Origin of the sequence: Microbacterium sp. Cr-K20, from assembly GCF_000708325.1 — a bacterium.
Classification (GTDB): domain Bacteria; phylum Actinomycetota; class Actinomycetes; order Actinomycetales; family Microbacteriaceae; genus Microbacterium.
This window is the reverse complement of the sequence record NZ_JARE01000045.1, coordinates 1-21,843: the sequence shown is the minus strand read 5'-3', so window position 1 is coordinate 21,843 and position 21,843 is coordinate 1. Positions and strand designations below refer to the sequence as shown.

The 21,843-nt window shown below is 66.1% G+C and carries 24 protein-coding genes; 13 read left to right on the top strand and 11 right to left on the bottom strand.

Features of this window, described 5'->3' with window-relative positions; genetic code table 11:
• Positions 1-103: 103 nt before the first annotated feature.
• Both pstB and GZ67_RS0107840 read left to right on the top strand, forming a co-directional pair.
• Positions 104-874, top strand: coding sequence for a phosphate ABC transporter ATP-binding protein PstB (gene pstB / locus GZ67_RS0107845; protein ID WP_081859936.1), 771 nt, complete (start codon positions 104-106; stop codon positions 872-874).
• Positions 871-1,557: a winged helix-turn-helix domain-containing protein gene (locus GZ67_RS0107840; RefSeq protein WP_029264067.1), complete on the top strand. Its 687-nt coding sequence runs from the start codon at positions 871-873 to the stop codon at positions 1,555-1,557. The genes pstB and GZ67_RS0107840 overlap by 4 nt, the downstream gene beginning before the upstream one ends.
• Here the strand turns inward: GZ67_RS0107840 and GZ67_RS19720 are convergent.
• The 3 genes from GZ67_RS19720 to GZ67_RS0107825 all read right to left on the bottom strand — a co-directional run bounded on the left by GZ67_RS19720 (position 1,539) and on the right by GZ67_RS0107825 (position 7,031).
• Positions 1,539-2,423 carry an arsenate-mycothiol transferase ArsC gene (locus GZ67_RS19720; protein ID WP_231481736.1) on the bottom strand — a complete coding sequence of 295 codons (885 nt, stop codon included), beginning with the start codon at positions 2,421-2,423 and terminating at the stop codon, positions 1,539-1,541. The two genes, GZ67_RS0107840 and GZ67_RS19720, sit on opposite strands and share 19 nt — an antisense overlap.
• 68 nt (positions 2,424-2,491) lie before the next feature.
• A complete protein-coding gene (locus GZ67_RS0107830) occupies positions 2,492-2,809 on the bottom strand; it encodes an ArsR/SmtB family transcription factor (protein WP_029264065.1) in 318 nt (105 codons plus the stop codon).
• A 463-nt stretch (positions 2,810-3,272) separates the two neighbouring features.
• Positions 3,273-7,031: a hypothetical protein gene (locus GZ67_RS0107825; RefSeq protein WP_136025661.1), complete on the bottom strand. Its 3,759-nt coding sequence runs from the start codon at positions 7,029-7,031 to the stop codon at positions 3,273-3,275.
• 258 nt (positions 7,032-7,289) lie between these two features.
• Between GZ67_RS0107825 and GZ67_RS20125 the strand changes: the two genes are divergently transcribed.
• The 3 genes from GZ67_RS20125 (at position 7,290) to GZ67_RS0107810 (ending at position 9,563) form a co-directional block, all read left to right on the top strand.
• Complete coding sequence (locus GZ67_RS20125) at positions 7,290-8,051, top strand: hypothetical protein (RefSeq protein WP_051662429.1); 762 nt, start codon at positions 7,290-7,292, stop codon at positions 8,049-8,051.
• A complete protein-coding gene (locus GZ67_RS20370; protein ID WP_081859934.1) occupies positions 7,967-8,686 on the top strand; it encodes an RES domain-containing protein in 720 nt (239 codons plus the stop codon). The genes GZ67_RS20125 and GZ67_RS20370 overlap by 85 nt, the downstream gene beginning before the upstream one ends.
• Before the next feature lie 73 nt (positions 8,687-8,759).
• Positions 8,760-9,563, top strand: a complete 804-nt coding sequence (locus tag GZ67_RS0107810; protein WP_136025663.1) for a hypothetical protein — start codon at positions 8,760-8,762, stop codon at positions 9,561-9,563.
• Positions 9,564-9,829: 266 nt separating this feature from the next.
• On the opposite strand, the gene GZ67_RS20115 is transcribed toward GZ67_RS0107810, so the two are convergent.
• Complete coding sequence (locus tag GZ67_RS20115) at positions 9,830-10,231, bottom strand: hypothetical protein (RefSeq protein ID WP_051662428.1); 402 nt, start codon at positions 10,229-10,231, stop codon at positions 9,830-9,832.
• On the bottom strand, positions 10,228-10,896 hold the full coding sequence (locus GZ67_RS0107800; RefSeq protein ID WP_136025665.1) for an NAD(P)-dependent oxidoreductase: 669 nt from the start codon (positions 10,894-10,896) through the stop codon (positions 10,228-10,230). The genes GZ67_RS20115 and GZ67_RS0107800 overlap by 4 nt, the downstream gene beginning before the upstream one ends.
• A 113-nt stretch (positions 10,897-11,009) precedes the next feature.
• Here GZ67_RS0107800 and GZ67_RS0107795 point away from each other — a divergent pair, with 113 nt between their 5' ends.
• Entirely contained in the window at positions 11,010-11,588 is a 579-nt protein-coding gene (locus GZ67_RS0107795) for a PadR family transcriptional regulator (RefSeq protein ID WP_029264058.1), read from the top strand.
• Positions 11,589-11,742: 154 nt separating this feature from the next.
• On the opposite strand, the gene GZ67_RS0107790 is transcribed toward GZ67_RS0107795, so the two are convergent.
• From GZ67_RS0107790 to GZ67_RS0107780, 3 genes are read right to left on the bottom strand one after another with little or no spacing between them, the layout of a single operon-like run.
• On the bottom strand, positions 11,743-12,033 hold the full coding sequence (locus GZ67_RS0107790; protein WP_051662426.1) for an ArsR/SmtB family transcription factor: 291 nt from the start codon (positions 12,031-12,033) through the stop codon (positions 11,743-11,745).
• Positions 12,034-12,057: 24 nt separating this feature from the next.
• Positions 12,058-12,903 carry an alpha/beta fold hydrolase gene (locus tag GZ67_RS0107785; RefSeq protein WP_029264056.1) on the bottom strand — a complete coding sequence of 282 codons (846 nt, stop codon included), beginning with the start codon at positions 12,901-12,903 and terminating at the stop codon, positions 12,058-12,060.
• 33 nt (positions 12,904-12,936) lie between these two features.
• Positions 12,937-13,416, bottom strand: coding sequence for a hypothetical protein (locus GZ67_RS0107780; protein WP_029264055.1), 480 nt, complete (start codon positions 13,414-13,416; stop codon positions 12,937-12,939).
• Positions 13,417-13,620: 204 nt separating this feature from the next.
• Here GZ67_RS0107780 and GZ67_RS0107775 point away from each other — a divergent pair, with 204 nt between their 5' ends.
• Genes GZ67_RS0107775 through GZ67_RS0107765 form a run of 3 tightly spaced genes read left to right on the top strand, consistent with a single transcriptional unit; the run spans position 13,621 to position 15,929 of the window.
• The gene (locus GZ67_RS0107775; RefSeq protein ID WP_051662425.1) at positions 13,621-14,292 is read left to right on the top strand and encodes a DUF998 domain-containing protein; all 672 of its coding nucleotides are present in this window, start codon (positions 13,621-13,623) and stop codon (positions 14,290-14,292) included.
• Between the two features lie 33 nt (positions 14,293-14,325).
• Complete coding sequence (locus GZ67_RS0107770; RefSeq protein WP_029264053.1) at positions 14,326-14,694, top strand: YciI family protein; 369 nt, start codon at positions 14,326-14,328, stop codon at positions 14,692-14,694.
• Positions 14,691-15,929 carry an RNA polymerase sigma factor gene (locus GZ67_RS0107765; protein WP_029264052.1) on the top strand — a complete coding sequence of 413 codons (1,239 nt, stop codon included), beginning with the start codon at positions 14,691-14,693 and terminating at the stop codon, positions 15,927-15,929. The genes GZ67_RS0107770 and GZ67_RS0107765 overlap by 4 nt, the downstream gene beginning before the upstream one ends.
• A gap of 78 nt (positions 15,930-16,007) precedes the next feature.
• On the opposite strand, the gene GZ67_RS0107760 is transcribed toward GZ67_RS0107765, so the two are convergent.
• On the bottom strand, positions 16,008-16,595 hold the full coding sequence (locus GZ67_RS0107760) for a TetR/AcrR family transcriptional regulator (protein WP_029264051.1): 588 nt from the start codon (positions 16,593-16,595) through the stop codon (positions 16,008-16,010).
• Positions 16,596-16,694: 99 nt separating this feature from the next.
• Here GZ67_RS0107760 and GZ67_RS0107755 point away from each other — a divergent pair, with 99 nt between their 5' ends.
• On the top strand, positions 16,695-17,501 hold the full coding sequence (locus tag GZ67_RS0107755) for an NAD(P)H-dependent oxidoreductase (protein ID WP_029264050.1): 807 nt from the start codon (positions 16,695-16,697) through the stop codon (positions 17,499-17,501).
• 58 nt (positions 17,502-17,559) lie between these two features.
• Entirely contained in the window at positions 17,560-18,003 is a 444-nt protein-coding gene (locus GZ67_RS0107750) for a hypothetical protein (protein WP_029264049.1), read from the top strand.
• Positions 18,004-18,049: 46 nt separating this feature from the next.
• Here the strand turns inward: GZ67_RS0107750 and GZ67_RS0107745 are convergent, their stop codons facing one another.
• The gene (locus tag GZ67_RS0107745) at positions 18,050-18,403 is read right to left on the bottom strand and encodes an ArsR/SmtB family transcription factor (RefSeq protein ID WP_081859932.1); all 354 of its coding nucleotides are present in this window, start codon (positions 18,401-18,403) and stop codon (positions 18,050-18,052) included.
• A gap of 83 nt (positions 18,404-18,486) precedes the next feature.
• Between GZ67_RS0107745 and GZ67_RS0107740 the strand changes: the two genes are divergently transcribed.
• Entirely contained in the window at positions 18,487-19,788 is a 1,302-nt protein-coding gene (locus GZ67_RS0107740; RefSeq protein ID WP_036304298.1) for an NAD(P)-binding domain-containing protein, read from the top strand.
• 45 nt (positions 19,789-19,833) lie between these two features.
• Here GZ67_RS0107740 and nhaA read toward each other — a convergent pair whose 3' ends face one another.
• Entirely contained in the window at positions 19,834-21,141 is a 1,308-nt protein-coding gene (gene nhaA, locus GZ67_RS0107735) for a Na+/H+ antiporter NhaA (RefSeq protein WP_051662424.1), read from the bottom strand.
• A 211-nt stretch (positions 21,142-21,352) separates the two neighbouring features.
• Between nhaA and GZ67_RS0107730 the strand changes: the two genes are divergently transcribed.
• Positions 21,353-21,843, top strand: a 491-nt coding sequence (locus GZ67_RS0107730; RefSeq protein WP_029273847.1) for an arsenic transporter, incomplete at its 3' end; no start/stop codon positions are given.

The window sequence follows — 21,843 nt, the reverse complement described above, 5'->3', positions numbered from 1 at the left end:
CACCTCCACGAGCACCTCGACGAGCGCAGCGGCGCCGACGGCGGCCCACACCCACTTCCAGACCGCAGACTCACGGCGGGTTGCCGAAACCCCCAGCGGACTCATCCGCTGCGAAGACGTCAACGTGTACTACGGCGACTTCCGGGCCGTCACAGGCGTCAACCTCGAGTTCGGACGCAACGAGATCACCGCGCTCATCGGCCCCTCCGGATGCGGCAAATCCACGCTCCTGCGCTCCCTGAACCGCATGAACGACCTCGTCGACGGTGCCCGCGTCGAAGGAAACGTCATCTTCCAAGAGGAAGACATCTACGCGAAGGGCGTCGACCCCATCGAGGTCCGACGACGCGTCGGGATGGTCTTCCAAAAGCCGAACCCGTTCCCGAAGTCGATCTACGACAACATCGCCTACGGCCCTCGCGTCACAGGGATGAAGGTCGACAACATGGACGACCTCGTCGAGGAGGCACTCACACGCTCAGCACTCTGGGGCGAGGTGAAAGACAAGCTAAAGCAGTCCGCGTTCGGACTCTCCGGCGGCCAGCAGCAGCGCCTATGCATCGCGCGCACCATCGCGGTGCAGCCCGACGTGATCCTGATGGATGAGCCGTGCTCGGCCCTCGATCCCATCGCCACCTCGCGGATCGAAGACCTCATGCACGAGCTGCGCCAGGACTACACAATCATCATCGTCACCCACAACATGCAGCAGGCTGCACGAGTCGCCGACCGCACGGCATTCTTCACCGCCCTGGCCGACGAGACCACCGGAGACCGCACAGGAGTCCTGGTGGAATACGACCTCACCAAGAACATCTTCGAGCAGCCGCAGGACCAGCGCACGGAGGACTACATCAGCGGACGATTCGGATGACCTCCCTGTCTGGTGGTGACCCGCGGTTCGTTCTGCACGGGCGCAGTTCGGAGATCCTTCGTGGGAGCTTCGCCGAGTTCAGACATGCAGGCGTCCCGATAACGGTGCACGCTGAGATCGTCGATGCGCTGGCAGACTTGGCCCACGATTACGAGGCGTCGCTCGTCCTCGCCGGCGGGGAGTCGGTCGACCGGCTCGCGGCCATCGTGCAGATCGCCGAACCGGTGTGCGGAGGACCGATCTTCTTCGGGGTGAGCGAAGACACGGAGACGTCGATGATCGAAGCTGCGATGCGAGCAGGAATGCGTGGCACCATCCGCCTCCCCATCACCCCCGACCGATTGCGTGAATTGGCGCGCCTCCACCCACGGACAGGCCCGCTTGACCGCACCCTCCGATTCGGGGAGCTGACCCTCGACATCACGCACCGCAGCCTCCGCTGGCAGAAGCATGCACTGTTGCTTCCCCCGCGCGAATTCGAACTCCTGCATCAGATCGTGCGCGCGTATCCCGAGAGTGTGAGCATCGATACACTCGCGCTTGCGTTCGGCTCCGACCTCGAGGATCCGCACGCTTCTGTTCGCGTCGCCATGACGAAGCTGCGCGCCCGGCTGGCGACTTTCGCCCCCGCACAAGCCCTTATCGAGACGGTGCGAGTGGCCGGCTACCGACTCGCGTCCTGAGGCTCCACTTTGAGCTCGACCAGGAGCTGAAGCACCCGGGCGCGAATGTCGTCTCTAACGCCACGGAGACCGTCTTCATCGAGTTCCAACGGATCTGGTAGATCCCACTCCATGTAACGGCGCCCAGGGAAGACGGGGCACGCATCCCCACACCCCATCGTGATGACGTAGTCGGCGGCACGCACCACTTCGTCGGTCAGCGGTTTCGGGAACTCGCCCCAGAGCTCCACGCCCACTTCCTCCAGTGCCGCGGCAACACGAGGGTGCGCGCCCTCCGCCGGTGAGGATCCAGCCGTGCGCACGTGCACCCGGCCGCCAGACAGATGGCGGAGTAGGGCTCCAGCCATCTGCGACCTCCCCGCATTCTGCACGCACACAAACAGGACCTCAGGAGTATCACGCAGAACCAGGCCCTGACTGGTTGCGAGCGCATCCAGGCGGTCGGCGGCGTACCGGGCGGTCATGGTCAACAGGTGCTCGCGCACTCGCGTCCGCTGGCTCAGGAGGAGGTAACTCTGGGCGACATAACCCGCCACTGTCTCGCGGCTGAACGTCGAGCTGAATCGGTACGAGAGGTCGTCAACGATGGTGGACACAGCTCGCGGGAGAGCCGTGACGGAAGCCTCGGGTGTTGTCGGCTCAATCGACTCACTCGACAGCAATCTCCCAAAACGGACCCAGGCATCGGCTGTCGGCACCCAGACATCGCCGTCGCTACGGATGAGATCAACGAGCTCCAGCGAGTGGATTGCCTGCTCGACGACCGATAGATCGGCGTTCAGGACAGCCGCGATCTCCGGGGCTTTGATCCCGGAGGCAAGGGCACTGAGAACGCGGAGCGTATCGGGGTTGCCGAGGACTGACACTTGACCGGCCCGTTCCCGGGCAGCCTGCTCCCCGAGGGGGCTCCCCACTCGGTGCGGCGACCCCTCATTCATCGGAGGAAGTCCTCGACGGCGCTACGGCGCGTCGGGTGCACGGAGAGCCAGCCGAGCTTGCCGTCCTGTTCGCGTGCCAGGAACCCGTCGTCCAACAGAATGCGGACGTGATGGGTCACTGTCGGCTGACGCAACCCCAACGCCTCCGCTAGTTGGCCCACGGTCGCCCGCTCGTCAGCCGATCCCAGAATGATGCTCAAGATCTGCAACCGCGTCGGATCAGCGACCGCCCTCAACGTCCGCGCCAGCTCTTCGGCAGCACCACGATTGAGCGCAGCTCCGACATGAGGCTTCGGTGCGGGCTGAGCGGTCATGCCAGGATTCTAGTTGCCGAACCTTGCGAGCCCCTCAGACGTGCCGGTGATCGAAACGTGCGGACTGGGACGTGACTACTTCGCAAATATGTCGCCGCGAAGCTTCGATGCGGCGTGCAAACGGAGGAGCTCTATGCTGACGGCCGCGCTTGCCGGGATGCTGTGAGACAAGCTCTTCGCGGCAACTGCGAGGGCGGGACGAGCTGCGTTTCGGTCGAGAGCGATCAGCATGTCGACCGAGACTCCGAGGGAACGTCCTCGCCAGACAGCACCAGGTGTCTGGCTGCTCCACAAGGAGTAGGACCTCCGCCGCCGGGCTGGGGGCCCGAGCTAGTGCACGTGCGAGGATCGCCGCATCGGCGTGAATCGGTCCAAGTTCGGTGAGTTGAGGCCATCAGGCCGTTTGTGATCGAGCTGGCGAAGGCGGGGGCCCGCGATGCGCGCCGCCGCTCTCGCATGTCACCTACGGCGTTTGGCCTCGAGCTGCGAGAAACTCCGTCGCCGTCTCAACCCGATACCGCTCGTCGACGTAGTTTGCCGGAGTGAGATTTCGGGTTACGAAGAGCGTGTTCAGGCGAAACTGCTCGCCTTCAGGCGGGTCCCCGAGTCCGAGGCGCGTCGCAATGCTCGCGACGTGGGGCGCTAGTTCGCTCTCCTTGCGGGCTAGCTGCGTGGCGTAGCAGGGCTTGGTCCCGCGGTCTCCTACCTGGTCCCGGAAGAAGGTGCGCAGTTGGCGTGCCGTCTCAGCGAATCCGTGCACCGACGCAGGATCCTTCGCCTCGATTAACCAGATGGTGCTATCGCCAGGGCGTCCGCACACGAGGTCAACTTCGGTCGTGAGAATCGGCACGCCGAGTCGCGCGTGGTCGTTGGGTTTCACGCGGGCGACCGTGGTGTAGCCGAGTTCCTCTAGCCGGTCTTGAAGGAATCTTTCGAACCGAATATTGCGGCGCGCACGGCGATCCGCAAGCGCGTTGCTGACAGGCTGGGGAACGTCTCCCGCCCAGGGAAGAACTCCTTGGAGGAGGTGGCGGTAGTAGACCTGGAAGGACGTCAGTAAGTACTGCGGGCTGATAATGAGTCGTCCGTCCGAGTCTTGCACCAGCGGTTGCACGAGGAGCCGGTGACGCCGTGTGCGCGTTTGCCAGGGTTTCCACTCCACGGCTTGCATCTGGACGGCCGTGCTCGTAAGCATCCCGACAGCGACTTCGACACGCGTTCTCTGCGACTCATCCGCGTCCGGGCCCAGCGCGTCACAGACCCATGCTGTTGCCTCGGCCACGGTGACGTGCGCGGTCGTCCTGCCTGGCTCGAACGTTTCCCACTTTGCGAGGGTGGCGAGTGCGGCGAGCATGTCCTGCGACGTCGCTCCCCATGCCTGCTGGAACGCATCTTCGACGTCGTCTTCTTCGTTCGCCTGCTGCAGCGAGTCGTCGTCTTGAGTGCCGTGCAACCGAACGCTCGCAGCTGCACGGGTCAGTTCGTCGTTTCGCAGGCCCCACGCCGATGCGTCGGGATGCGAATCGTCGTCAACGGCCAGCTCGTACATCGGGCCGAGGTTGATGACTGCAGGCACGACTTGGTGATACATCCGCTCACTCAGCGTGGTCGCGGTGAGGTACGCATCTGCGGCGGCAAGAAGACCGCTCCACGCCTGAGGAGTGATCGGCTTCACCGCCGCCGGATTGTCCAGGATGCGCAAGGCAGCCTCCACCACGATCTCGTTACACTGACGAAGCTGAAGTGTCTCCGCCGAGAGCTCGGCCGTGCGGGTGAGCGGATCCCATTCGGTCGCGAGATTCGCCGCGACTCGGGATAGATCGTCTTGCTGATGAATACCGCTGTCCATCACCCTCGCCAGCTGCTCCATCCCCGTCAACACCACCTCGCTCACATCGTGTCTCTTGATTCCTTCAGTCAGGGTCTCGAGAGCAAGGGGCGCAAGATGCTCGCGGATGAGCCGATTCGCGTCGTCCGCCCGGTACTCTCCCGGTTGAACGCCGGCATCGTGGAGTCGTCGTCCCAAAGCCGCAACCATGCGGCTCTCATCAGAGGGTCGTAAACGCCACGGATCAGGCAGGTGATTGAGAGTGGTCCGGGCCTGCTTCATCTCCAAGATGAGAAAGGGTCTCGCTGTGCGCCACTGGTCGCGGAGCGCCGCTGCGGTTTCGATATCCATGCCTCCCGCGCGGAGCAGATCGAACACTGCATCCGCTGTTAGGAGATTCGCCGCGTGCGGATCTCCATTCGCCGAATCTGCGAATCCCTCGACATCGATGCGCCACAAAAAGTTGACTGGTTCATCGACGGCACGCGCGTGCGGGTCGAGATACGGCGTGACCACGCCGGACGGTTCACCCGAGACCGTTTCCGATGCGTGGAGGTAAAGGACGTATCCGGGCACATCGATCTCCTGGTGCGCGAAACGCCATCGATCACCAAGCGCAGCGAAGCCGTAGATTAGCCCGCCGCAGAAGTCGAAGAAGAACCGTCGGCGGTCGGCAGATGCTTCCTCCAGGCTCGCTCGTGCCACGGCAACGGGAGGTTCGGTGAGAGCGAGGGACCACCCGTCAACACTCGGCGCGATGTTGACACCGCGGGTGGCGTCGTACGTGGGGTCACCTGCAATCATCGCGACGTTTGCGACGGGCCCCGGAGCGACTTCTGCCGCTCGGAGGTCTCGAATCGGGGGAAGCCCAACCCTGAGGAGCGCCACTTCGAGATCGGATAGCTCTACCGCTCGATCCCACTCGGCCTCGCCCGCGTGCGCTTCAAAGTAGACGGCATTGGGTACCACGCCACCCTTGAAAAACGACTTGCCATTCGCTGTCCATGGCTCCCAGTAGTTGATCGCCTCCCACCCGAAACTCTCAGGGAAATCGGGAGCGCTCAGATCCCGCGCGAATGCGTAGAGATCATCGTCGGACGTAGCCGTTTCCGCGATCCAGGTCAGGTCTTCGAGCGCGAGCTTTGCTTCGCCGACCGCCTGGGGCACAGCGATGTGGCCGGGTGCAGCGAACACCGTCAGCGGGATGACCTCCGCGCCCGGCCTGATGGTTCCTTGTCGCCCGCCCGCCATCCGCACCGGCACAGGGCCTGATTGCGACCTCACCTGTTTCGCCAGCTCCACTGAGCCGATGTATGGCGGCGGCGCGGCTCCCAGGTCGGGGACGTAGATGACTGAGACGGCGATGAATGTGGATGGGTTCACCGGCACCAGCCACTGAACGTCAATCCCGCGAAGCGGGGACTCGACGCCTTCACTGCGGGGAGGAGCTTCGATCAAGCTGTTGGAGAAGCGCCATAGGGACCGGCGGATCTGGTTCAGGCAAGAACTCCGGAGGGCCCGTCGTGCTTGCCCGTCCCGGTCGAGCGCAGACACCAGTTCTCGTACGGCATGGGCCATGATCTCTGGGATGAAAAGTGGCGGCACCCATCGGTGTGCACCCGCCGAGTGAGCAAAGCGAAGGTACCTCCCGAACGGGCTGGAGAGACTCTCCGCGTCGAACGTGGCCCGACTTGCGGAGTTCGTCATCCATTCCAACGCCCTTTCATCAGCTTCACCGAGTTCGATGTGGTCGAGCGGGTTCAGGTTGAGGAAGGCCCGCGTCGCTTCGTACTCCGCGTCCGGTAGGGAGACCTCGTCGTTGAGCGCGAGATCCGGGGCTGGTACCCATGCGTCTGCAAGGTGGCGGGCGCAGAAGTCGCCGTACTTCATCGCCACGTTCACCACGTTTGCGATGCCGAATTGAAATCGTCTGTGAAGCCGACCGTCTACCGCTTCCGCCATTCTGAGCGCACGCGTGAGGTCGGCGACCGGCCGTTCGGTGAGGCCGGGCACCGCGCGCAGCGGCTCAGAGCCGACCGCGAGGAAGACAGTTTGGGTCGGGTCGGTGGGGATGAAATCTTCACGCGCCGGGCCGATCCCATAGGTGGTAGCCGCTAGATCGGACAGTGCTTGGATCGCAGGCAGCGGCTGGTATTCGTCTGGCGCCGGAGCGGCGGAGGCTCGTAGCGCAGCCGCGAAGCTGCTCCCCAATGTCACCGACCGATGCCTGTTGCCGGGGGACGTGGCGGCGGCGAAAATCAGCGTCCAGAGCTCGTCCGGATCGTACGCTGAAAAGGCCAGTTCGAGTGCGTCGGGCTCCCGTCGCGCGGCGCTCACCGCCCGCAGTTGAGATCGAGACCGCTTGCTTCTCCGAGTTTTCTTGCTCTTTCCCACGCAAGCATTCAAGCGTAAGCCAACGACATCCGCACTGATTACTGAGCGTTGAAAGCGTTGCGCCGGGGAGGAAGGTGGCGAAGAGTTGGGGTGCCGCCTCGAACGCGCGGACGACAGGTCTCCTTCAACGCCGCTGCTCCCGGGCCAGGGAGCTCTTGACCGCTCTCACCTCGTCACCTCGCGGGGGTGCATACACGCAAAAGCGCGCGTAAGATATTGCGTGTACGTGCTAACCAGATGACGACACGAGGAGGCAAGATGGCCGTGAAGAAAAGTCGCACTCGTGCCGCCTCCGCTCGCGAGGCGACTGTGAACCGCGGCACAGTGACAGGTCGATTCCTCAACGGAAACCCGAAGCTCGTCGTGGCGACCAAGGCCCCCGCAAAGACCGACGTACAAGCCGGTGTCGAGCGCCTTGCGCAGGTGGCGAAGACGTCAAACGTCGACGTATCCGTGTTCAACGCACTCATCGACGAGCTCGCCGATGCCATGGCCGACCGTCAATCGACCGAGCTGGGCCTCACAGAGCAGGAAGCCAACTTCCTGATCGAGTCCGGCGATTTCACTCCGGAGGAGCTCGCCGAGGCAGCCGCATTCGTCACCAGCGGTGGGCTCGCCAAGCTCGAGCGCGAGACTCACGTGCGCGCCCTAACCAACACCTACACCGCATCCGAGGTCGCAGCGCTCCTCGGCATCGATGCCTCCAGTGTGCGTCACCGCCAGAGCAAGAACACCTTGTACGGCTTCCGGGCCGGAAGGATCCGCCTCTACCCTCGATGGCAGTTCATTCCCGGCGATAGGGTCTCGACGATCCCCCACCTCCCGCTGCTCGTCCGAGCGATCCCGTCCGACTGGGATCCGGCCGACGTCGAAGGCTTCATGACAACACCTCAAGACGACTTGCGGTCGAGCGATGAGTCTGTCGACCCCCAGGAATGGATGACGCCGATCGAGTGGCTGGCTGCCGCGAAGGATCCTGCACCCGTAGTGGACATCCTCGAAGACGCCGACATCACGTGAGCCCGTCGAACGCGAAAGTCCCCGCAACACCCCCGGCGCCGCTCACACTCGACGCGAGTGAGCACCTGAGATCATTCGATGGGATCCTCTGGCGGGTCTTCGCTACAAGAGGTGCTCACCCACAGGCGTGGGATGAGCTACGGCACTTCGGGCCGATCAGAACCATGCGCTTTGACCCGCATCCCGAGCCGCATCAGCACCATGCCGATTATGGCGTGATGTACGCAGCTGCCGGATCTACAACAGCTCTCGGCGAGGTGTTTCAGAAGGGCCGACTAATCAATCGGCGCGTTCGTGGAAACACCCTCGCGGCTTGGCGGCCGACGCGTGAGCTTCGGCTACTGGATCTCACCAGCAACTGGCCCGTGATCAACGGGACGACCTCTTCGATCCAGATGGGGCCTAAGCGATACACGCGGAACTGGGCGAATGCGATCCATGACCAGCTTGGGTCGAGCATCGACGGGCTCTACCATGTGTCATCGATCGACTTCGGCCCGATGGTGACGCTGTTCTCGTCCGCCGAGGGCTCGTTCCCGCCGCTGCCGTTGGTGCACACCCGACTGGACTCATCCAGTGCGAACGTGTACCTCGCGAAAGCCGTGAAAAGGCTCGGCTACCGCGTTAAGAAGTAGAACCGCCCCAGGACGGCAGTCCGCGATTCTCGGATTATCAGATGACGCTCGATCCACCCGTACGCTCAGTGCTATGCCAAAGCGTTCCACATTGCAGACTCTCGGCGGTGCTGTCGAAGGATTCCGGGACTTCGCGGCGGCGATCAAGAGTGGAGTGCCCACGGTTCGAAAGGGGTCAATGGCGGAGGAAGATCAAGCCCTCGCAGGAAACATCGTCATCCCTCATGCCATAGTCTCCGGGCTCGTCCTCACCGCTGCGGACCACGTATCCGCCTGGGCGGAGCTTGCGGCTAGCCCCGAGGAGAACGTGTTGCTCCTTCATATGCAGGCTGACTACACCTTGTTCCGTCCTGTGTTGGAGGGGCTCGTGGAGCTCATCTGGATCCTGGACGGCACCGATTCCTCTACTCGAGTCCGCAGGGCGCTCGAGATCGTCCGCATCGAGTACAGGCACGGGCTGAAGCTGACGAACGCTCTGCGCAAAGCTCAAACACCAGATGACAGAACGGAACAAGGAATAGCCGCGCTGGGGCGTTTCCTTAGGACCACCGCGACCAACCTCGGGTCCGATCCAGAGGACGTTCTCAGTGCGCCATTGATCGATCCCTCCTCGATCACAAGGAAGATTGCGAGTCGCGTTCCAGGCCCCACGTTGCGGACCTTCAACTATTGGGCGATAACTTCGGCCCACGCGCACGGGCAGTTCATCACCACTCTGCGCCACGCGATCGAGACGCCCCCATCTACACCTCAGATGGGCGGGACTCTGTACGAACCAGACGAGGAGTTGATCGCAGACCTCATCGAGTTCATTGGGACGCTGCTCGAGATCGCAATCAACCTCCTTAACGAACAGGGTTACGAAGTTCGACGCTAGAGCTGTCCTGCTCGGCCGATCGGGGAGCGCTGGGTCGCCGAGATGCGCGCCATGGGGATTCAGAGCTCCCTGAGGCGAGATGTCCGACCCCATCCGTATGATCGAATCAGCCCCTTCGTGAGGCGGTTCGGTGAGGGAGTGGGCTTCGCGCTTTACATCGGACTTAGTCCGATTTCATCGCGATTCTGACATCGGTTCTTCTTGTCCTCTTCTTGTCGAGATGGTGTGCGAGGACACATGTCCGCCGCGAGTGGCGCAGGTGACGATCAGTCAGTCTGGGCGCGCCGGGCACCGAAGGCGAACACCGCAGCGACGAGCGGCGAGGCGAGCAACTGGTAGGCGAGCCAGAACGTGCCCGCACCGAGGACATCGTTGAACGCCAGAAGCGCCGCGATGAAGGTGACGATGACCCATCCGCTGTCGTAGGCGACGAGGTAGCGGGTGTGCGAACCGGCGCCGCTCCGGAGCGCGAACGTGATCTCGGCGATACCGCTGGTGGCCACGAGCGCCGCCGTAGCGACGAGCAGCCAGGGCGGCGCATCCAGGAAATCGGTCATCACCTGGAGCAACACGACGTATATCGACGCGACGAGCAGCTTGAAGACGCCGTCGGCGAGAAACCCGACCCGGAGCCAGCTGACGCGGCGCGGCCGGGCGTCGCGGCTCATGTCGCTACCCGCGCTGTCATGCGCTGCGGGCTCCGACCTCGCCTGAGTCCGTACGACCGGCCGATCGCTGATGGATCGGTCGCGGCAGCCACCAGAGCACTGGCCAGATCGGCGCGGCACACGCTCGTGGACCCGTTCGCCTCAGGGACGAGCTGATAGTCGGTCGCCTCCGTGTCGATCAGATAACCGGGCCGCACGATCGTCCAGTCGACGGAAGGTCCGCCGCCGCGGACGATCTGCTCCATCGCCTCGAGGTCGTCGTAGATGCGAGGTGCACTGCGGCGGACGAGCGGGCGCACCACGTGGCGGAACCACCATGGCTCGCCCGCACCCGAAGTGAGCACCGGCACCGCCGAGGTGACGACCAGGCGTCGCACGCCGTGGCGCCGCATGGCGTCGACCAGGTTCGCCGTGCCTGCCGCGCACACGGGCGCGGGATCCTGATTCGAACGCTTGCCCAGCGTCGAGATCACGGCGTCGGCGTCGGCCGGCAACGTCAGCTCCGCATCGGTCACCACCTCAGCCCGCTGCACGACGACGCCCGGCGGCCGGTCGTAGGGGCCGGAGTCGCGCACGATCGCGGTCACTCGATGACCGGCGGCAAGGGCCTGCTCGACGACGAATCGTCCGGTTCTGCCGGACGCGCCTGCAACCACGACGTGCATGTACACATCCCTCGCCTCGAACGACTTGAACACTGAGCATGACCTCAGCTAGTACAACTGTACTAGCACGGTAGAGTGACGTCAACGACAGGAACGACGGAAGGAAGGATGCCGTGTCAGCGACGCGACTGCTGATCCTTGGCGCGATCATCGAACGCGGAAGCGCGCACGGCTACCAGGTACGCAAAGACCTGGAATCCTGGCAGGTCGACCTCTGGGGCAACATCGGCCAGGGATCCGTGTATCACGCGCTACGTCGCCTGGCGGACGATGGGCTGATCGACAGAACCGACTCCGGCCACGGCACCGTTGGCCCCGCGCGCGTGGAGTACACGGTGACGAGCGCGGGGCGCGCGGAGTTCGTCACCCTGCTCGAACGCGCACTCTCCTCGGACGGCCGCGACATCGCCGAGACGATGGCAGGAATCGGATTCATCACCACCCTCACTCGCGACCGAGCCGTCGAACTGCTCCGGCTCCGCATCGAGACATTCCGGGCGCGGCGCGCGCGGGTGGTCCGCGAATACGAGAACCACCCGGACGAAGACTGGGGCCACCACGTCGAGGCGATCCAGTTCTGGGCGCACTCGGCGGACAGCGCCATCGCCTGGACGGCGGGCCTCATCGCCCGACTCGAGTCCGGTGCCTACGTGATGGCGGACGACGAAGCACCGAGCGACCCGGTCGCTTAGCCGCCCGCGCGCCCCTCTCAGCCTCCCGTTTCGACGCGATCTACTGCACAGATCCGGACGAACGTCCGCCTGATCATGGTTGCGAACATCGCCGCGTTCGCCGTCAGCCCGGGAATGACTCTGCGGCGCATCAGAGGTGCGGCTTGGCGCACTCTTACCTGTCGTCGAAAGCGCGAAGCAGCCGAGACGCCCGCCGGATCATCTCCGGATCTGCGCGCACGAGCCGCTCCCGCCCGCGCGCGCACTTGACGATGAGTCCCGCACGCTCGAGCACCGCGACGTGCTTCTGCACGGCCGCGAAACCCATGTCATAGTGACGCGCGAGCTCGGTCACGGACTGCCCCTCGACGAGCGTGCGGGCGAGGATGTCGCGCCGAGTGGCGTCACCCAGGGCTCGGAAGACCCGGTCCGCCTCGCTGCGACCGAGTTCGTCGGAATCACGGATGGCGGGATTCCGCGGCCGTCGAGATCACGGGAGGAGCTCGCCGAGAAAGGGCACGATCGAAGGCATCAGCGCGACCGGTTTCATCATCGGCGTCGCGTGATGTGCGCCCTCGATCGTCGCGTGTCGGGCTCCGATCAGCGTCGACAGCTCTCGCGTCCCGCTGTCCATGAACGGCGCACTCTTGCTTCCGAGGAGCACGACAGAGGGCGCCCGGAGCCCGCTCCACCGGTCGCCGGTGAGAGGCGTTCCGTCCTGCAACCCTGCGCAGAGGCGCGTGTCATAGACGGCCGTCTGGGCCATCGCGACCATGGTCCGCCACGGGCCGATCATGAGTCGCATGGCGTGGATCATGAAGGAGGGTGCACCGAGGGCGACACGGTGGAACTCGCGAACCGCGTCCGCCCCCCGCCCCTCGTCGACCAGCTGCTGAAGGTGGTCGGCGAGGTCACGGGGGACGGGTGCGCGTCGATCGTCCACGATCACCGGGGGCTCGAAGGCGATGACGCCCGCGACCTTCTCGGGAAGAGCCGCCGCGGCGTCCACCGCGAGGATCGCGCCGGATGACGCTCCGAAGAGAGCAGCCCTGCCTCCGTGCGCATCGATGAGCGCCTCGATATCCGCGACCTCGCGAGCGATGTGCCAGGAGCCGACGTCCCCGCTGTCGCCGCGTCCTCGACGGTCATAGTTCACGACCGTGTGGCTCGCGGCGAGCAGGGCCGCGAGGCGACGGTTGTCGCGGAGGTCGGACAGCGCCTGCGCGACGAGGATGACGACCGGCCCGTCTCCGTGGCGCTCATACGAGATCTCCGTGCCATCCGCGGACACGACCTGGTGCAGGGAGGGATCGGGAGAAGAGTTCTTCTTCGGCATGATGATTCCGCTCTCTTCGAGAAGTGGGTGGTGTCAGCGGCGAGTCATCGTGGACGCGTATCCGCCGTCACCCGGGTAGACCCAGGCGCCGTCGAGTACACGATCGTCGTCACTGAAGGTGCCGGTGAAGGAGGCCGGGCTTCCCTTGGCTCCGGCCCAGATTGTGAGCGTGTCTCCCTCCAGCTCGTAGACGTAGTCGAGAGTGTTGCCCATCGAGTCGTAGAACCGGGAAGCGACATCCGTGCCGGCGGGCTCGCCGAACGGGCGGAGCTGACCGATGACCTCGATGCCGGTGATGGCCTGACCGAACTGCTCCAGCTCGACGTGCTGGAGCAGGAAGAACCGTCCGCCCATCCACTCGTACCGCACGACTCCCTCGGCGCCACCCGTCACCGTCCATTCCCCGACGAGCCTGTCGAGCGCCGTGACGGCGCTGCTGGGCGTGGGCTGCTCACCGAGGCCGTAGCCGTCGATCTGCTCGGCGGTGACGTTCTCCAGCGTGTTCTCGTTCATGAGGTGTCCTTTCTCGTGCAGCCCGGCGGGCCGCTCTTGCAGATACCTCGGAGCCGAACGCTGCGGATTGACATCTGCGCGCGAATCCGTCGGAAGCGATCCGCCGGGCGCCCCCTCACACGTCGCGACCGCACGATGTCAAGATTCGTCGCGCGGCTCCGAGGTATCAGTGCAGAAACACTCGACCCAGAAGAGGAGCTCACAGTGACCACGAACTCAGCACCACGCCTCGCGCACAGGGAGATCAGCGCACTCCCTCGTTCGACCCGCCCCTTGCTGCTCGCGGGCGCATTCGCGGGACCGCTGTTCTATCTGTCCGCACTCGTGCAGATGCTCACGCGCCCCGGATTCGACATCCGCATCCACCCCCTCAGCCAACTCTCCACGGGAGACCTCGGCTGGATCCAGATCCTCACCTTCGTCCTGGTCGGACTGGGCCTGATCTGCCTGGCGGTCGGTCACCGGCGGGTCGTGACCGACGGGCTCGGCCGCGCCGCCATTCCGGTCCTCATCACCATCAGCGGGGCAGGCTTCATCGCCGCCGGCCTCTTCCCGCAGGACCCCGCGAACGGTTTTCCGCTCGGCGTGGCCGACGGCCCCGCGGCCGAACCCACCTGGCACGCTGTCATCCACATGGCGGCGGCGATCGTCGCTTTCACTGCCCTGGCCGTGGCGGCCGTCATCGCGCTCATCCGCGCCGTCCGCGAGCGGCGTGCGGTCGCAGCGATCGGGAGCGGCATCGTCGCGATCGCGCTCCTCGCTCCCGTCGCTCCCGACATCGCCAGCATCCAGGTGGCGATCACGGGGCTCTTCGCCTTCGGATGGTGCACCGCGACGGCCATCTCCCTGCTGAAGTCACCGCGTGTGTCTCGCTAGCCTGGACACTCGCCGACTCAAGGAGATGAGACCGTGAAGTTCCTCATTCTCGGCTACACGCCGAGCAGCAGTTGGGACGCCGCCACCGCGGATGCCCCCACCGAGGATGCGCTCGCTGCATTCGCTGCGTATCAGGAGTTCGAAGCGGAACTGCGCGCGACCGGGGAGTTCGTCAGCACCGAAGGGCTCGGACACCCCGCCGTGTCGACGACCGTGCGCAAGGTCGACGGAACGATCGTGATGACCGACGGTCCGTTCGTCGAGCTGAAGGAGGTCCTTGCGTCGTTCGCAGTCATCGAGGTGTCCAGCGTGGAGCGCGCGAAGGACATCGTCGCACGGATGGTCGAGATGCTCGGCGAACCGATGGAGATCCGTCCCATCATGGGTGACGACTTCGCGTGACGGCTCGACCTGACGCGATCGAGGACCTGCTGCGCATGGAAGCGCCGCAGGTCCTCGGGGCGCTGGTTCGCCGCTTCGGTCACTTCGACATCGCCGAGGAAGCCACGCAGGACGCACTGCTCGCCGCAAGCCAGCAGTGGCGCCGAGACGCCATCCCCGATCAGCCCCGGTCCTGGCTGATCCGCGTCGCCTACCGCCGCATGGTCGACGCGCTGCGCGCCGAATCGGCCGACCGCCGCCGCGAAGAGCAGTACGTGGCCTCCGAACCGCACGCGTCCTTCTCGCACGCCGCCCCGGCCGACCACGACGACAGCCTGAACCTGCTGTTGCTGTGCTGTCACCCCGCCCTGTCGTCCGCCTCCCGCATCGCCTTGACGCTGCGCGCTGTGGGCGGGTTGACCACCGCGGAGATCGCGCATGCCTATGGAGTGACCGAGCAGACGATGGCCGTGCGGATCAGCCGCGCGAAGCAGCAGATCCGCAAGAGCGGCGCCCGCTTCGAGTTCGCGGCCGATGACGATCTCTCCGGCCGCCTGTCCGCGGTGATGCGGGTTCTGTACCTGATATTCAACGAGGGATACACGGTGACCACCGGAACCGAGCTCACCCGGACCGACCTGACCGGCGAGGCGATCAGACTCGCGCGACTCCTCCACGCCCTCGTTCCTGATGACCCGGAATCGACCGGACTTCTCGCGCTCATGCTGCTGATCGATTCGCGACGCGCGACGCGCTCCACCTCGAATGGCGACCTCATCCCCTTGCGTGACCAGGACCGCGCTCGATGGGATCTGGAGTCCATCCGAGAGGGATCCGACCTCATCCGTGCCGCGTGGTCCCAGGGGAACGTGGGAACCTACCGGCTGCAGGCCGCGATCGCCGCCGTCCATGCCTCCGCTCCCGTCGCCGAGCAGACCGACTGGGCACAGATCGCGGCTCTTTACCTGGCGCTCGAGCAGGTCGAACCCAGCGGACCCGTCCGGCTCGCACGAGTCGTCGCCGTGGCGCACGCTTTCGGGCCCGCGCGCGCCACCGCCCTGCTCGAGGAACTGGATCGCGAGCACGGACTGCTCCAACATCCCTTGACCCGACACCGTGCCCACGCGATCCGCGCACATCTCCGCGAAGCGGAGGGGGACCCGACTGCGGCGAGAGAGGACTTCCTCGCTGCGGCCGACATGACGACGAACGAACCCGAATCCCGCTACCTCTCCCGAAAGGCATTCGGCGAGTGACACGTCCGTCGTGCGTTCCGGCCGGAATCCGGCACCGGATCTCGAGGTGGCGTTGCGATCGGAACGCCCCTCGACTCACTACCTGATCGAGGCGAGGAGGATCCGCACGAGCGTCTCGTGCGCGTCAGCCTCGTCGATGCGCGAGGCGAGCACCGCGCCCGCAAGCACGTCTGCGGAGGCGAACGCCGCCTCCAGGGTGATCGGATCGATCCTCTCGGCACCGACCACGCGGGCGAGGGCGGCGCGGCAGCGCTCGACGTACGCCCCCACCGACTCCTGCCGTATCCGCGCGAGCACGGGCGTGCCGTGGAGGGCGGCGACCACTCCCGCCATCTCCACGCCTTCGGCACGGGCGCAGGCGACATAGCTCGTGGCGATGACGTCCACGACTCCTTCGATGTCGGGTCGAGCGTTCGCCAGCGCGGTCTCGAGCGACGCATCCTGGCGCTCGTCGAACTGTCGGTACAACGCGGCGAAGAGCCCCGATCGGTCACCGAAGTGCTCGTAGACGACGGGCTTCGTGATGCCCGCCCGGTCCGCGAGCGCGCCGAGGGTGAGCGCGTCTGCGCCCTCGGCACGGATCATCTCCCGTGCGACACTCAGCAGCTGCGCGCGACGGTCGGCCTTCGACAGTCGCGGTCGCGCACCCTCTTTCGCCTTCGTCATCTCACCCCTCGCGACCCATACTTACGATGAGTAAGTTACGGTTGGTAGGTACCAATCCTACCCCGTGCCATCGGCACCATCCACGATCCGAGGAGAGACATGACCGCCGACCTACGGCCCACCACCCACTGGGTCTACGCGCACCCGCAGTCGGGCTCCCTGAACCGGCAACTGTTCGAGGCAGGAGTCGAGGCACTCACGCCGCGCTACGACGTGCAGACCTCGGATCTGTACGCTCAGGGGTTCGACCCGTTGCTGGCGCAGCGCGACGTCGGCGGGCGCGAGGGGAACATCGTCGATCTGATGGGGGAGGTCCAGGAGAGCGGGCTCGTGCCCGACGACGTGCGCCTCGAACAGCGGAAGCTGGATGCCGCCGAACTGCTCGTGTTCCAGTTCCCGCTCTGGTGGTACGGCGCACCGGCGATCCTCAAAGGCTGGTTCGATCGGGTGTTCACCAACGGCTTCGCCTACGGCGGCGTCGACACGGAGACGGGGCTGCCGCTCCGCTACGGCGAGGGCGGCCTGAAGGGCAAGCGCACGCTCATCATCGTGACGGCGGGCGAGGATGCGCGGAGCATCGGATCCCGGGGCGTCAGCGGTGACATCGATGCCCTGCTGTTCCCGATCACGCACGGCACGCTCTGGTACACGGGGATCGAATCACTCGATCTCCACGTCGTCCACGACGCCGACGCGCTCGATGCCGCGGCTGTCGCTTCGGAACGCGACCGGCTGACCACCCGGCTCGCGAGCATCCACGACGAAGTGCCGTCTCGGCCATACCGCGCCCTGCGCGACGGTGAGTATCGGGGCACGCGAGCGTTGCGCGCCGACATCCTCCCCGGACGAACCGATCTCGACATCCACCGCATCGACCGCGCGGGCGTCGCGAACGGCACCCGCTAGGAGAGTACGCCGTTCGGCGCGGGCGGGGTCGGATTCCTCGAGCGATACGCTCGCGGGTATGGGCTTCTCGGTGCTGGGTCTCGCGCTCAGCCTCGCCATCTTCGCTCCGAGCCTGTCACTCATCTGGTTCCCGCCCCGCCCTGCATTGCCGACCGGGGTGGTCCCTCGTCCGGTGACGCTGTTGGAACGCGCGGGGCAGGCGCTCTGCGTGACGGTCCCCGCCATCACGGCGGGCACCTCTGTGGGGTGGTGGTGGTTCCCGCTCGTCGCCGTGCTCGTGCTCGCGTACTGGGCGTTGTGGGTGCGATTCCTCGTCACCGGGCGTCGCCTTGAGGCGCTCTTCGGTCCCGTCTGGGGCGTGCCGGTGCCCATGGCGCTGCTCCCCGTCGCCGCGTTCCTCGCCGGCGCCGCATGGCTGGAGAACCCCTGGATCGCGATTGCCGCGGCGGTGCTTGCCGCCGGGCACATCCCCAGCTCGCTGATCGCGGCACGAGCTCGATAGCCCGGCCGGCAGGCGGAGACCCCGGAGACCCCGGAGAGCTCAGGCTCTACGGCCGGGGCACCGCCACCCGCAGCGCGTCGGCGGCGGCATCCATCGTCTCGGCGTTGAGCGAGAAGTACGCCCACTTGCCGCGCTGCTCGCGGGTGACGAGGCCGGCGTCCGCCAGGAGCTTCATGTGGTGGGAGACCGTGCCCTGCGAGAGGCCGACGGGCTCGGTCAGGTCGCAGATGCACGCCTCGCCGCCATCCCCGGCGGCGATGAGGGACAGCAGCCGGACTCGCGTGGGATCACCGAGCGCCTTGAACACCCGAGCGACGCGTTCGGCGTCTTCGACGGTCGGCGCGGCCGTGACACGCGGCACACAGCAGGCGGTCGCTTCGATGGTCGTCGGCAGGCTCATGAGTCCATCCTCCCACGTATTGACAAACTTCGATAGATCGACGACAGTCGTCATATTGAAGATTCTCGATCTGAGGAGATGTGATGTCCGAGCTTCCCGTCGTCGTCATCGGAGCAGGCCCGCAGGGTCTCGCCGCAGCCGCGCACCTCGTCGAACGCGACGAGAACGTGATCGTCGTCGAGCGCGGGAGCGGCCCCGCGTCCGCCGTCTCCGAGTGGGGGCACGTGCGCCTGTTCTCGGCCTGGCCGGAACTCACCGACGCTGCTGCTCGCCGCCTGCTCGAGCCCACGGGGTGGACGGCGCCGGCGAAGGGCTATCCGACCGGCGCGGAGTGGGTTCGCGACTACCTGGCACCGCTCGCGGATGCTCTGGGCGAGCGGGTCCGCTACGCGACGACCGTGACCGGCGTCGCCCGGCAGGGGCGGGACAAGGTCGTCGACGGGGGACGCAAGAGCCAGCCGTTCGTGGTGCACACCGTCGATGGGGAGGGGCACGAAGCCCGCCTCCTCGCCCGCGCCGTCGTCGACGCGAGCGGCACCTGGGATCTTCCGAACCCTGCGGGGGCGGACGGATTCCCGGCAGTCGGCGAGGCCGCAGCGTCGGACCGGATCTCGTACCGCATCCCGGCCGACGTGTCAGAGCTCTCGGGCCGACATGTGGTCGTCGTCGGAGCCGGGCACTCCGCCACGCACGCCGTGCTGCGCCTGAGCGAGCTCGCACGACGCGCTCCGGGAACGCGCGTGACCTGGCTGCTGCGCCGAGGAAGCGCCGCCAACGTCTTCGGTGGCGGGATCGGGGACGAGCTTCCCGAGCGCGCCGCACTCGGCTCCCGCGCCCGGAAGGTCATCGACGAGGGGGTCGTGGAGTTGGTGACAGGGTTCCGCGTCGCCGAGTTCCGGCAAGGCGGCGACGGGCTGACGATCGTCGCGGAAGACGGCCGGGAGGTCACCGACGTCGGACACGTGTTCGCCCTCACCGGCTTCCGCCCGGACACCGGCATGCTGCGAGAGCTGCGGATCGACCTCGACACCGCACTCGAAGCGGTCGCGGGTATCGCCTCCGAGATCGACCCGAACATCCACTCCTGCGGCTCGGTGGGCGCGACAGGGGCGAGGGAGCTCGCCCAGCCCGAACCCGGGTTCTTCATCGTCGGCGCGAAGTCGTACGGGCGCGCCCCGACCTTCCTCGCACTGACCGGATACGAGCAGGTCCGCAGCGTCGCCGCGCACCTCGTGGGCGATCACGAGGCCGCGGGCCGCAACGAGCTGAGCCTGCCCGACACAGGCGTGTGCGGCGGAGCCGGCGGATTCGACGACTCGGCCGGCAGCTGCTGCGCTGCTCCGGCGACGCTGCAGATCGGCGCGCGCCCGGTCGCCGTGGGCTGATCGGCGCTTCCTGAGGAGCCGCTCGCCCGCTCCTTCTCGTACACCTCAGCTGCCCTTCACCTCGTCGTCAGAACCCGCAAGCCGCCGGTAGCGGCGGTTGCGGGCCCCGAGGAGCACGGACGCTCCGACGGCCGCGATGACGGAAGCGGTCAGGATGGCGACCTTGGCATGGTCGTGGTGCTCGCTCGTGACGGCGAAGCTCAGCTCAGCGACCAGAAGCGACACCGTGAATCCGATGCCGGCGAGGAGGCCGACGCCGATGATGTCGATCCATCTCAGGGACGGGTCGAGGTTGATGCGACGGATCCTGGTGATGATCCAGGTCGCCGCGGTGATGCCGAGCGGCTTCCCGATCACCAGGGCGAGGACGATGCCGACCACCACGGGGTCTGCGAAAGCCGACACGAATCCCTCCCCGCCGCCGATCGCCACACCCGCCGAGAAGAACGCGAAGACAGGCACCGCGAAACCGGCCGACAGCGGGCGGAACCGATGCTCGAAGACCTCGGCGAGCCCGGGACCGGCATCCGGTCCGCGGTCGGCCTTCTTGTGGAGCACGGGGATCATGAAGCCGAGCAGCACACCGGCGATCGTGGCGTGGATGCCCGAGGCATGGACGAGAGCCCAAGCGACCACGCCGATGGGCAGCAGGATCAGCCACGCGGCGGTCGGCCGCAGATGGAAGAAGTCCCGGTACCGCTGCGCGATCACGCCGTACACCGCGATCGCGATGAACGCGAGCACCAGCGGCAGGACCTCGATCGTCTCCGTGTAGAACAACGCGATGATGCCGATGGCGATGAGGTCGTCGACGACGGCCAGGGTGAGCAGGAAGATCCGCAGTGCGCTCGGGAGGTGCGATCCGATGAGGGCGAGCACGGCCACGGCGAATGCGATGTCGGTCGCGGTCGGGATCGCCCACCCGTGGGATTCCTCGGCAGACCCGGCCACCACAGCCAGGTAGATCACGGCGGGGACGATCACGCCACCGACGGCCGCCACGATCGGGACGACGGCCGTGCTGAACTTGCGCAGGTCCCCGGCGACGAACTCCCGCTTGAGCTCGAGGCCGACGAGGAAGAAGAAGATGGCGAGCAGCCCGTCTGCGGCCCAGGCGCCGAGACTCAGGCGCAGGTGCCAGGGCTCGTATCCGATCTCGAAGTCCCGCAGCGCGAAGTACGACTCCGCCCAGGGCGAGTTCGCCCACAACAGGGCGATCGCCGCGAGCGAGACGAGGAGGATTCCCCCGACGGCCTCCTTGCGGAGGATCGCGCCGATGCGGCGCGACTCAGCGCGCGAGGCGGAGGGGAAGACGGAGCGGACTCTGGCGAGACGCGAGGAAGGCTTGTCCATGAGGGAGCTTTCGGGTCGACGAGCGGGCATTCGTCGACCAGGCTTCCCGACACTCCGCTTCCCAGTTTAGCCGGACCGCTCTCCGCCTCCCCTGGGAGTGGTCGCCGACACCGTTCGCTCCGAAGGTGACGAGCAGGTGAACACTCTCTCGCAGAGTTGTGCCGCATATCGAGATCCGTCAATATAGACACATGTCGATTCAAGGCCCCTGGTGAGCACCGCGACCGCGCCCGTCACCACCACGCCGGCCACGCGCCGCCTGTCCACCCTCGACCGGTGGCTGCCGCTGTGGATCGGCCTCGCCATGGTCGGCGGCATCCTCATCGGCCGCTTCATCCCCGGCGTCTCCGACCTGCTCGCCGGCCTCGAGGTCGGCGGCATCTCGATCCCGATCGCTCTCGGGCTGCTGGTGATGATGTATCCGGTGCTCGCGAAGGTCCGCTACGACAGGGTCGCCGCCGTCACCGGAGACAAGAAGCTGCTCGTCTCCTCTCTGGTGCTCAACTGGCTCGTCGGCCCGGCGCTCATGTTCGTCCTCGCCTGGGCGCTCCTCCCCGACCTGCCCGAGTACCGCACCGGTCTCATCATCGTCGGACTCGCCCGCTGCATCGCCATGGTCGTCATCTGGAACGACCTCGCCTGCGGCGACCGTGAGGCGGCGGCCGTGCTCGTCGCCATCAACTCGGTGTTCCAGGTCATCGC